8 protein-coding genes and 1 pseudogene are annotated in these 11,220 nt (G+C 71.3%); 1 reads left to right on the top strand and 8 read right to left on the bottom strand.

Annotation, left to right across the window (positions count from 1 at the left end):
* From AOK18_RS31270 to AOK18_RS23330, 8 genes and pseudogenes are all read right to left on the bottom strand, one after another.
* Positions 1-126, bottom strand: a pseudogene (locus tag AOK18_RS31270) (ATP/GTP-binding protein); the annotation flags it as partial.
* Positions 107-679, bottom strand: a complete 573-nt coding sequence (locus AOK18_RS23360; protein WP_055573606.1) for a DUF742 domain-containing protein — start codon at positions 677-679, stop codon at positions 107-109. The gene AOK18_RS23360 and the pseudogene AOK18_RS31270, both read right to left, overlap by 20 nt.
* A gap of 94 nt (positions 680-773) precedes the next feature.
* Positions 774-1,187, bottom strand: coding sequence for a roadblock/LC7 domain-containing protein (locus AOK18_RS23355; RefSeq protein ID WP_055493648.1), 414 nt, complete (start codon positions 1,185-1,187; stop codon positions 774-776).
* 10 nt (positions 1,188-1,197) lie between these two features.
* Complete coding sequence (locus tag AOK18_RS23350; protein ID WP_055695616.1) at positions 1,198-4,542, bottom strand: sensor histidine kinase; 3,345 nt, start codon at positions 4,540-4,542, stop codon at positions 1,198-1,200.
* Positions 4,543-4,917: 375 nt separating this feature from the next.
* The gene (locus tag AOK18_RS23345) at positions 4,918-5,508 is read right to left on the bottom strand and encodes a GTP-binding protein (RefSeq protein WP_055695615.1); all 591 of its coding nucleotides are present in this window, start codon (positions 5,506-5,508) and stop codon (positions 4,918-4,920) included.
* Positions 5,489-5,884 carry a DUF742 domain-containing protein gene (locus tag AOK18_RS23340; RefSeq protein ID WP_042167979.1) on the bottom strand — a complete coding sequence of 132 codons (396 nt, stop codon included), beginning with the start codon at positions 5,882-5,884 and terminating at the stop codon, positions 5,489-5,491. Before AOK18_RS23340 ends, AOK18_RS23345 begins: the two co-directional genes overlap by 20 nt.
* Positions 5,885-5,995: 111 nt before the next feature.
* Entirely contained in the window at positions 5,996-6,409 is a 414-nt protein-coding gene (locus AOK18_RS23335) for a roadblock/LC7 domain-containing protein (protein ID WP_005479910.1), read from the bottom strand.
* A 9-nt stretch (positions 6,410-6,418) separates the two neighbouring features.
* Positions 6,419-10,261, bottom strand: a complete 3,843-nt coding sequence (locus AOK18_RS23330; RefSeq protein ID WP_055695614.1) for a sensor histidine kinase — start codon at positions 10,259-10,261, stop codon at positions 6,419-6,421.
* A 611-nt stretch (positions 10,262-10,872) separates the two neighbouring features.
* Between AOK18_RS23330 and AOK18_RS23325 the strand changes: the two genes are divergently transcribed.
* Positions 10,873-11,061 (top strand): hypothetical protein, encoded by a 189-nt coding sequence (locus AOK18_RS23325; RefSeq protein WP_055572406.1) that lies wholly within the window; start codon positions 10,873-10,875, stop codon positions 11,059-11,061.
* Positions 11,062-11,220: the final 159 nt, after the last annotated feature.

Genomic DNA, 11,220 nt, shown 5'->3' with positions numbered 1-11,220 from the left:
CAGCGGGTTGATCTCCGAGACAGCACCGACGAACGTGGTCTTGCCCACGCCGAAGCCGCCCGCCACCACGATCTTCGCGGAAGTGGTGGAGCGGGAAGGACCGCCGCTAGAGCTTGCGAAGTCCACTGAGCACCCTTTCGAGCAGTGTCACGTCTGGCTGGCCGCCGGCGCTCTCGTCGCCGCCGGGCTGATGGATGGCGACCAGTCCTGCCTCCGCCAAGTCGGCGACGAGAATCCTGGCCACACCGAGAGGAATGGTCAGCAGGGCCGAAATCTCGGCCACCGACTTGATCTCCCGGCAGAGGTGGCAGATCCGCTGATGCTCGGGCAACTGACCCTGCATCTGGTGCGGCTGCGCGGTGGTGTGCACCAGCGCCTCGATGGCGAGCTGGTACCGCGGCCTGGTACGGCCGCCCGTCATCGCGTACGGGCGCACCAGGGGATTGGACGGCGCCCCGGCGGGCGACGGCTCGGGGGCGCGGTGCTGCGGCTGCACGGGCTGGGAGTGCGGAGCGTGCGGCTGCTCGTACGGCGCGGGGCCGGGGCCCTGCGGCGTGTACGGTCCGCCGTGGTTCGGTGGAGAGGAGTAGCCGTACCGGTGCTGGGAACCGTCGTTGTGACCCTGCGCAGGGTCGTACGACCAGTTGCCCGTAGACGATCCGCCTGGTGGTGTAGCCACTTTCTCCTCCTCCGACTGTGCCTGGCATCCCTCACGTGGAAGCCGCGTCCCAAGACCTTACGGCCCCGGGACGCGAAACCGCACCGTCCGTTTGTCAGTTGAGCAGGCTCCCCTGGAGTTCCGCGCGGAGGTCCGGGGTCAGGACCGTACCGGCACGGTCCACCAGGAGGGCCATCTCGTACCCGATGAGACCGATGTCGGCATCGGGATGCGCGAGTACGGCGAGCGAGGAACCGTCGGAGATGGACATGATGAACAGGAATCCCCGCTCCATCTCCACGACCGTCTGGTTCACGCTGCCGCCCTCGAAGATCCGGGAGGCGCCCGCGGTCAGCGAGGTCAGCCCGGAGGCCACGGCCGCGAGCTGGTCCGCGCGGTCGCGGGGAAATCCTTCGGACATCGCCAGAAGGAGTCCGTCGGCGGAGACCACCACCGTGTGGGACACCCCCGGGGTGTTGTCCACGAAGTTGGTGATCAACCAGTTCAGGTTCTGTGCCGCCTGGCTCATCGGGCTCACACTAACGCTCCTGGTTGTAGGTGCTGTCAGGCCCACTGCGGTGATTCCCAGTGGCCTGGCCGTTCGTTTCACTGTTCGCGTCGCGGCCTCGCTGGACGCCCCGCCGCAGGTTGCTCAGCCTGCCCCGGATGTCCTCCGGGGCGCGGGAGACCTGGGGGCCTCCCTGAGGGGTGGTTTCGGCGGCGCCCTCGACCAGGTTGGCCTTGGGAACACGTCGCGGCAGCCCGGATGAGGTCACCCCGCCCGCCTTGGGCCTGCGCAGCGAGGAGGCCTGCTGCCAGCGCTCGTCGTTCGCCGAGCGCCAGGAGTCGTCGCCGTCGCCCTGCCGGGCCGGAACCGAGGCGGCAGCGGGAGCCTGAGCGGTGGGCTCCTGGTTCGCGCGCCGCTTCTCGCCGGCACCGCCCGTGGAGGCTCCACGGCGCGGAAGTCCGGCGTCGGTCAGCTCGTGGGGAGCGGAGTGGGCCTGGCCCGGACGGTCGAAGCCTACGCTGTCCTGCGCGGTCGCGTCAGCGGCCGGTGCGGGATCCGTCTGCGGGGACGCCGCGGGGTACTGCGCCGGGTAGTCGTTCCGGTAGCCGTCCTGCTGCGGCCAGTCGTCCTGCGGACGCTGCTCGCCGAAGCCCTGGAACGTCCCGGGGCCGGCCTGGCCGTCCGTCGTCCGGTCGTCCTGGACCGGCTCCGCGTAGGAGCCGTCCGGGTAACCGCCGTTCGACGGGAAGGAGCCGTTCTGCTGCAGGGGGGCGCCCGGCGCGTAGTACGAGTCGCCGTACGCCGCTTGCTGCTGTCCCTCGTACTGCGGCTGCTGCCCGTCGCCGTACGCCTGCTGGTCGAAACCGGCGGGCTGCTGCTCCGGGTAACCGGCCGGCGCGCCCTCGAAGTTCCGGTGGTCGTCGCCGCTCCGACCGTCGCCGTAGCCCTGCGGGGCGGCGAACTCGTCGGGGTAGGCGGCCTGCCCGGAGCCGTCGCGGTCACCGGACGCCTGCGGGTCGGCCGGCGCGGCCGCCCGGTCCTGCGGGTCCAGGGCCGCCCGTCGCTCCCCGCGCATCAGCGAACGGCCGACCGGGTCCAGGTCGCGCAGGTCGTCCGGGACCTCGTAGCGGCTGTCGTCGAAGCCGAGCTCCGCCGCCGTGCGCAGCGGCGGCTGCTGCTGCTGCCGGCTGAAGTCCTCGCCCGGGTAGGCGTTCTGCTCCGGGATGATCTGGGAGACCGTGAACTCGTCGCGGTCGGGCTGCGTCTCGCCACCACCGCCGTGGGTGATCGCGTCCGGCAGCATGACCAGCGAGGTCGTACCGGCCTGCTCGCCCGAGGGGCGCAGCTGGACCCGGATGCCGTGCCGGTCGGACAGCCGGCCGACCACGAACAGGCCCATGCGCTGCGAGATCGCGGCGTCCACGGTCGGCGGGTTGGCCAGCTTGTGGTTGATGTCCGCGAAGTCCTCGGCGGTCAGGCCGATGCCCTTGTCGTGGATCTCGATCATCACGCGGCCGTCGGGGAGACGGGTCGCGGTGACGCGGACCTTGGTCTGGGGGGAGGAGAACGTGGTGGCGTTCTCGAGGAGCTCGGCCAGCAGGTGCACGAGGTCGGTCACCGCGCGGCCGTGGATCTCGGCCTCGGGGACACCGGACAGCTCGATGCGCTCGTACTGCTCCACCTCGGAGGACGCGGCGCGGATCACGTCGACCAGCGGAACCGGCTGGTCCCAGCGGCGGCCCGGCTCCTCGCCGGCGAGGACGAGGAGGTTCTCGCCGTTGCGGCGCATGCGGGTGGCCAGGTGGTCCAGCTTGAAGAGGTGCTCCAGCTGGTCCGGGTCGGCCTCGTTGTTCTCCAGGCCGGTGAGCAGGGTCAGCTGGCCCTCGATCAGCGACTGGTTGCGGCGCGAGAGGTTGGTGAAGATCGCGTTGATGTTGCCCCGCAGCAGCGCCTGCTCGGAGGCGAGCCGCACGGCCTCGCGGTGGACCTGGTCGAAGGCGCGGGCGACCTCGCCGATCTCGTCCGTGGAGTTGATCGGGATCGGGGCGACCCGGGTGTCGACCCGGCCGGGGTCGGTGCGCGAGAGCTGGTCGACCAGCGTCGGCAGGCGCTGCTCGGCGATGCCGAAGGCGGCGTTGCGCAGCTGGCGCATCGAGCGGCTCATCTGGCGGGCCACCATGCCGGCCAGGATGAACGCGGCGAGCAGGGCGATCACGACGGCGCCGCCGGTGATGAAGGCGTCGCGCTGCGCGTCGCCGGCGATGGCGGACGCCTCGTCCACCGCGGCGTCGGCGAGGTCCGACTCGATCTCGCGGTAGCCGTCGAACTTGAGGGTGTTGACCGCCCAGTAGTTCTCGACGGTGATGCCGCGGCCGGCCATCTCGGTGCGCGCGGCCGGGTCCGTGGTGCCCAGCCGCGCGACCTCGGTGATCAGCGTGACCGGGTTCTCGGGCGGCGGCACGTAGTCCGGGTCCGAGGCGGCCTTCTCCCTGGCCAGGTCCGCGCCGTCGGCCTTGATCTCCTGCTCGAGCTGCTTCAGCCTGGTCACGTCGGCCTCGGTGCCGCCGCCGAGGTACTCCTGGACGGCGATGTTCTCGAGGTAGGCGTAGGACGAGAGCGCGACCCGCTGGCTGGCCAGCTGGCTGTCGGTGGGGCCGGGCTTCACCAGCAGGTGCGTGCCGATGGACCGCTGGAGCGACAGGGCCGCCTTGCTCAGCGAGATCGCGTAGACCGTACGGCCGTAGCTGGTCACGTTGCCGGTGCCCAGGCCGAGTTCGTTGGCGAACTGCATCAGCGGGTTGGCTATCTGGACGTAGCCCTCTTCGGTCTCCACGCCCTTGAGCTTGGAGGTGTACGCGGCCTGGCGCAGGGACGTGAGCTTGGGCTCCGCCTCGCGCAGCAGCTCCATCCGGCGTTCCAGGCCGCCCTTGGCGGGCATGGACTGGGCCGCCACGTCGAAGTCGTCGGCGGCCTTGTCCGTCGCGGCACGCGCCTTGACGACGGCCGGGTCGTCCTGGCCCTTGCCCTGCAGCAGCGGGGCCGCGGTGAGGTCGCGCTCCAGGTAGAGGGCGTTGGCGTAGGTGAGGGAGGCCCGCACCAGACGCGCGGTGTTCTCCGCGTCCTCGGCCTCCTGCCAGGTGTCGATCGAGCCCTTCACCTGGAAACCGCCCATGACCAGGCCGACCAGCACGGGTATGAGCAGGATCGCGTTCAGCCTGGTCGCCACCCGCCAGTTGCGGGGGGAGAAACGGCCCCCACTCGGGGCGGACGCGGCCGTCGGTCCCGTGTCGCCCACGGGGGTGGGAGCCGCTGCGCGCGGCGGCGGGGTGAAGTTGCCCCGGGCCGACGGCTCGGGACTGTTCGTGCTTCGCCTCACTCGACCAACAACCTCTCAGCGGTCGGCACCAACGTCGTGCCGCAGTGTCTCAGAGCCCGGCGGGCCAATGACTGCTGAGTGCGTCTTTGACCAAGGGGCGGTCCAGGCATTCCAGCATGTCCGGCAGTTCTCCTCCAAACAGCGGAGGGAAAGGTTCCGGCGTGATGTAAGACGCAGATAAAACGGTCAAAAAGAATGAGCCCCGTCAAAAGACGGGGCGGTCGTACGCGCAGGGACACCGCTCGAACGCGACGCGTGTCGGCCCCGGCCGATTCTTCTGCCGAAACGTTATGAACGCCGGGGCCGGTCGTGTCCAAGGACACAACCGGCTCCGGTTCGTCTACGACAACTGCTGTATGCCGTGGTTGCCTTCGGCTACCGGAGGCGTGCCATGAGGGCGTGTTCGACCAGGGTGATCAGCGCGCTCTTGGCGTCGGAGCGGTGGCGGGCGTCGGTGGTGATGATCGGGGCGTCGGGCCCGATCTGCAGCGCCTCGCGGACCTCTTCGGGCTGGTAGGGCTGCTGTCCGTCGAAGCCGTTGAGGGCGACGACGAACGGCAGTCCGCTGTTCTCGAAGTAGTCCACGGCCGGGAAGCAGTCCGCCAGCCGGCGGGTGTCCACCAGCACGATCGCGCCGATGGCGCCGCGTACCAGGTCGTCCCACATGAACCAGAAGCGGTCCTGGCCGGGTGTACCGAAGAGGTACAGGATCAGGTCCTGGTCCAGGGTGATGCGGCCGAAGTCCATGGCCACCGTGGTGGTGGTCTTGTCCCCGGTGTGGGTGAGGTCGTCGATGCCCGCCGAAGCGGACGTCATGACGGCCTCGGTACGCAGCGGGTTGATCTCCGAGACAGCACCGACGAACGTGGTCTTGCCCACGCCGAAGCCGCCCGCCACCACGATCTTCGCCGAGGTGGTGGAACGGTTCTCGGAAACCGTCCCGCCGCTAGAGCTTGCGAAGTCCACTGAGCACCCTTTCGAGCAGTGTCACGTCCGGTGCGCCGGTGGTCTCGTCGCCACCCGGCTGATGGATGGCCACGAGCCCCGCTTCCGCGAGGTCCGCCACCAGGATCCGGGCCACGCCCAGGGGCATGTTCAGGAGAGCCGAAACCTCGGCTACCGACTTCACCTCACGGGTCAGGTGGCAGATGCGCTGGTGCTCCGGGAGGAGTCCCATGAGCGCTGCCGGATCGGCCGTCGTGCTGATCAGCGCCTCGATGGCCAGCTGATAACGCGGCCTGGTCCGGCCACCGGTCATCGCATAGGGACGTACCAGTGGCTGATCGCCCTCGTCCTCGTACGGCTCCGCGTACGGATCATGAGAAGCGGTGGGCGGGGTCATGGATCCTCCGGGCGGGACAGCAAGTCGGTCGGTCAAGCCGTCTGACGGGGCCGGTGGGGGGAATGTGGCGGCCGGACGGTGATTTGGTGAGACGGGTGGTGCCGGGGCCGATCAGTGGAGCAGACTTCCCTGGAGCTCGGCGCGCAGATCCGGGGTGAGGACCGCTCCCGCACGGTCCACCAGGAGTGCCATCTCGTAGCCGACGAGGCCGATGTCGCACTCGGGGTGCGCCAGGACGGCGAGGGACGAGCCGTCCGAGACGGACATGAGGAAGAGGAAACCCCGCTCCATCTCCACGACCGTCTGCGCGACGTCGCCGCCCTCGAAGATGCGGGAGGCCCCGGCGGTCAGGGAGGTCAGTCCCGACGCCACGGCCGCGAGCTGGTCCGCGCGGTCGCGCGGGAAGCCCTCCGACATCGCCAGGAGGAGTCCGTCGGCGGACACGACGACGGTGTGGGACACCCCGGGGGTGTTGTCCACGAAGTTGGTGATCAACCAGTTGAGGTTCTGTGCCGCCTGGCTCATCGGGCTCAACTAACGCTCCTGCTGGTGAGTGGGTCGGGGGAAGCTGCCGGTCTGGGACGACGAACCGGCCTGACGACCCTGTGCGATACCTCGACGGAGATTGGTCAGCCGGCCGCGTACGTCATCGGGCGCACGGGAGACCTGCGGACCGCTCTGGTGGGACTGCTGCTGAGCCGTGCCCGGGACGAGGTTCGCCTTGGGCACCCGGCGCGGCAGGCCGGATGTGGTGACGCCGCCCGCGGCCGGCTGCCGGACGCGTTCGGCCTGCCGGACCAGCTCGTCGTTGGGCGAGCTGCGCCAGGTGGTGGCAGCGGACCGCTGCGGGCCGGTCGGCCCCTGCGGCTGTTGCGGTGACTGCTGCGGCTGCTGCTGTTGCTGCGGCTGCTGTGCCGGAGCCGGGGGATTGCCCTGCTCCTCCTGCGCACCGTGGAACCAGTTGGTCTCCAGGGTGTCGTACAGCGGGGTGCGCCCGTCGCCGGGACCGGACGCCGGCGGCAGTGCCCAGGCGTCGCTCTGCCCGCGGCCGTTGTCGGGCCGCTGGGGGACGGGGGCCTGGCCCGGCTGGGGACGGTCCGGCCGCTGCTGCGGGGCCGGGGGACGCCGGTCACCGAGGCCGGACTCCTGCAGCCCGCTGGTCTGCGGACGCTCGAACTGGCCGGTGGCGGCCGGGTCGGCGTGGTGCGACCGCTCCGGCGCGGGGTACCGCGCGGGAGCGCCGTCGCCCCGGACCGGGTACTGGCCGGTGGAACCGCCGTCGTACGTGCCGTTGCCGTAGGCCCCGCCGTCGTAGCCCTGCGGGGCCGGGAACTGGCCGGTGTGGGCGGGGTTCTGCCCGGTGCCCCGGCCGCTGTCGCCCTGGGCGCCGTAGCGGTCGGCCGGGGCGCCGTAGAGGTCGCCCCGGACGAACTGGCCCGTCTCCTGGACGCCGTTCGCACCGGGTCCGCCGTACTGGCCGGTGTGCTGCGGGGCGCCGGCACCGGGAGCGCCGTGTCCCTGCCGGTCGTCGAACCGCGGCATCTCGGACGTGGTGCCGACACCGTGCTGGTCGTCGAACCGCGGCATGGCGTTCGTCCGGGCGGCGTCCGGCTCGTCGTGGCCGCGCGGGGCGTCCAGCGGAGCCCGGGGCGCCGGCGGCTGGGCGTTCTCGTCGCTCCAGCTGGGCACCCGCTGCTGCTGACCCCCGCCGGGCAGTTCCGCGCGCGGACCGCTGCCGCGCGGCGGCAGCTGCGGACGGCGGCCGCGCTCGGCGTTGCCCGTGCCCCGCTGCTGGGGCGCGTCGCCCCGGCCGCCGAACAGGTCCTGGCCCTGCGCACCGCCCTGACCCGCCGGGGACTGCGTCCCCTGCGGGGCGCCCGGGGCCTGGCCGCCGTAGCCCGCGCCGGCCGGAGCCGGACGGCCCTGCGACGGAGCCGAGGGGGCACCGCCCTGCTCGAACAGCGACGGGGCGGACGAGCGGCCCGGCTGGCCCTGCGGTCCGCCCGGACGGCCCTGGCCGTCCCGGCCGGGCAGTGCGGCCCGCGGACCCTGGCCGGCGGCGAGCCGGCCACCGCCGGGAGCACCGCCACCGAGCGCGCCGCCACCGGACTGACCGCCGCCGGCGGCCCGCCGGGCCGCCGCGGCACCGGCCGCGGCCTGCGCGGCGGCGGGACCGCCGCCACCCGGCTGACCGGGCTTGCCCTGGGGCTTCTTGCCGCCCTGGGCGACGTCGACGGGCAGCATGACCAGCGCGGTCGTACCCCCGGAGTCGGACGGGCGGAGCTGGATCCGGATGCCGTGCCGCTGGGACAGCCGGCCGACCACGAACAGACCCATGCGGCGGGAGACGGAGACGTCCACGGTGGGCGGCGAGGCGAGCCGCTCGTTGATCGCTGCCAGGTCCTCCGGGGACAGGCCGATGCCGGTGTCGTGGATCTCGATCAGCACCCGGCCGTCGGGCAGCGCGTGACCGGTGACCTTGACCTTGGTCTGCGGGGAGGAGAACGAGGTCGCGTTCTCCAGCAGCTCGGCGAGCAGGTGCACGAGGTCGTTGACGACGCGGCCGGCCACTTCGGTGGTCGGCACGGCGGTCAGCTCGATGCGCTCGTACTGCTCCACCTCGGACGCGGCGGCACGGAGCACGTCGACCAGCGGGACCGGGCGGGTCCACCGTCGTCCGGGCTCCTCACCCGCGAGGACCAGCAGGTTCTCGCCGTTGCGGCGCATACGGGTGGCGAGGTGGTCCAGCTTGAACAGCGAGGACAGCTGGTCCGGGTCGGCCTCGCGGGACTCCAGTTCGGAGATCAGCGACAGCTGACGCTGGATCAGGCCCTGGGAGCGGCGCGAGAGGTTGGTGAACATCGCGTTGACGTTGCCCCGCAGCAGGGCCTGCTCGGCGGCCAGCCGGACCGCCTCGCGGTGCACGTCGTCGAAGGCCGCGGCCACCCGGCCGATCTCGTCCCGGGAGTGCACGCCCACCGACTCCACGGACGTGTCGACGTCCTGCGGGTCGGACTCGGACAGCTGCTTGACCAGCTCGGGCAGGCGTTCCTGGGCGACCTTGGTCGCGGTGTCCTCGAGGCGGCGCAGCGAGCGGATCATGGAGCGGGCCACGACGAAGGCGCCGACCAGCGAGACGCCGAGCACCAGCAGGATGACCACACCGGAGACGATCGCGTCGCGCTCGGTGGCGCTGCGCAGCTCGCGGGCCTTCTGCTCCATCTCCTCGAGGAGCTGGAGCTCGATGTTCTTCATCTGCTGGATCTTGGTGGAGCTGTCGTCCAGCCAGTCGCGGTAGGACCGCTTGCCCATCGACTCCAGGCCGCCGGCCGACACCAGGGCCCGGCCCGCGAACTTGTCGGTGGCCTGGATCGTGTCGTTGCCCTCTTCGATGGGCGCCAGCAGCTCGGTGGCCTGGTCGTCGCCGTAGATGCTCCTGAAGCTGCGCACCTCGGACTTCTGGCTCTCCAGCGCCGACTCGGCGTAGAGCCGGTCGTTCTCGCGGAGGTCGCCGAAGGACCTGTTGTTGGCGGGCAGTGCCGCCGCGAGGACCGCGCGCTGGATCGACGCGTACTCCTTGGCGGCGGAGAAGGCCCCCAGGGCGCGGGTGCGCTGGATCATCTCGGAGTTGCTGGTCGCCTCGGCCATGTCCTGGGAGAGGCCGATCAGGTTCTCGATCAGACGGTGGTACGCCTCGACGGTCTGGGTGGAGTTGCCCTTCGACACGTAGGCCGTGTTGCGGATCTTCTCGAGATCGCCCAGGTCGCCGGCGAGCTGGACCAGGTTGTCGCGGACGCCGGTGAGGTTGCCGTCCCGGCTGGCGTTGTTGATCTCCTCGGAGCTGTCGAGGAAGTTCTTCCGGGCGCGGTCGGTCTTCTCGCGGTGGCCCTTGACGCCGAAGTCGGTGGCCTTGCCCCCGTGCGCCAGCGGGCCGGCCGACTGGTCGCGCTCCTCCTGGAGCGCGGCGGCGAGCTCGGTGGCCTGCTGGGTCATGTCCGTCAGCAGCTTCATGTTGTCGAGCTGCTGGATGTCGTCCATCGACTGGTTGATGCGCAGGGCGCCCAGCGAGGTGGCCGCGACCACCGGGAGCGCGAGCAGCGACACCAGGCGGGTGGAGATCCGCCAGTTGCGCAGGGCCATGCGTGACCCCGGGCCGGTGGGGCCCTTCGGGGACTTCGGAGGGGTCGCAGGAGCACCCTCCGGTCCCGCGGGCGCGGCGCCGGGGCGGCCGGTCCGGTCAGCGCCCTCACCGTTGGCCGACGGACCCTGGTTCTGGTTCTGGGCGTGCTGGGGCGAGGAGCCGACGGCCTTGGGGCCATTCCCGCCGTGCTCCGGCTCCGCCGAAGCGCTGCCATCCCTCTTGAAACGTCCCTGCACTAGCGTCGCAACCTCTGGACCAGGCGCCCCTCCGCGTGAACGGCGGGACACGGTGTCGGCGTCATAGGGGCGCCCTGAATACGCCCCCGTGGTGGTCGTGAGTGACCGGCGCGGGTTCCCCCTTGTTCCACCGCCACGACGGCGCTTTCGTGCGCCCCCTGTGCGCCGGATCGGAATCTGCGGCGGTCGCTGGAATTCCAGCACAGTGCGGGATCTCGCAACAAGGCCCGAGGGGTATGCCGTGACTTACATGACACCGGGTGAGGGTGAGGTCACCCCCCGTGGAAAGTGATCTAGAGCAAAGGGGGTGAAGAGGGGGTGATTCCATCGGGCCGATCCGGTGTCCCAGTCGCGATGATCAGGAGCGGAATGATTGGTTCAGGGGGGCAATGTCCGTTTCGGGGGAGTGGATCACCGGTCCGTAATGAGATGGTCTGTCCGTGGATTCGTGAGCAAACTCACACGCTCGGCGTGGTATCCGGCGGCGGTCGGCGGGGAAGCGCGTGTCTAGCCTTGCCCTTTACAGAGACGGCACGACAGACAACCCGCGCCCGGCGCGTGGTCCCCGGACCCCGCCGGACGCCCGTGAACAGGACAGGGTCGAGTACACAGTGAAGACGACGATGTTCCACAAGATCGCCAACCCGCGGCGCACGACGCTGGCGCACCTCGACGGCGCCGCCGAACTGCAGACGCCGGTCCAGCAGGAGCACCCCGTCGAACTCCCGGCCCAGACTGCCAACCCACGGCGCACCATCCTCATGGAGATCCCGGTCGCGGCCGCCGCCGCGCACCGGTAGGGCCCTCGCCGGCACCCCTCCGGCACCGGCACCGACTGGTACGGGAACCGGCCCCGGAACGCTCAAAGGCCCCGGAGGCGTCCGCGGCGACCCGAGCGGCCCGAGCGCGGCCCCGCGGCGTCCCCATCCCCAGGGGGCGCCGCGGGGCCGCGCTCGGGC

Source organism: Streptomyces prasinopilosus (assembly GCF_001419695.1).
In the GTDB taxonomy this organism is placed as follows: domain Bacteria; phylum Actinomycetota; class Actinomycetes; order Streptomycetales; family Streptomycetaceae; genus Streptomyces; species Streptomyces prasinopilosus.
This window is presented reverse-complemented; position numbering and strand designations above follow the sequence as displayed.

Excerpts from the sequence above, each read along its gene's own strand:
- AOK18_RS23355 (WP_055493648.1), bottom strand. The coding sequence starts at position 1,187 with ATGAGCCAGGCGGCACAGAACCTGAACTGGTTGATCACCAACTTCGTG.
- AOK18_RS23340 (WP_042167979.1), bottom strand. The coding sequence starts at position 5,884 with ATGACCCCGCCCACCGCTTCTCATGATCCGTACGCGGAGCCGTACGAG.
- AOK18_RS23335 (WP_005479910.1), bottom strand. The coding sequence starts at position 6,409 with ATGAGCCAGGCGGCACAGAACCTCAACTGGTTGATCACCAACTTCGTG.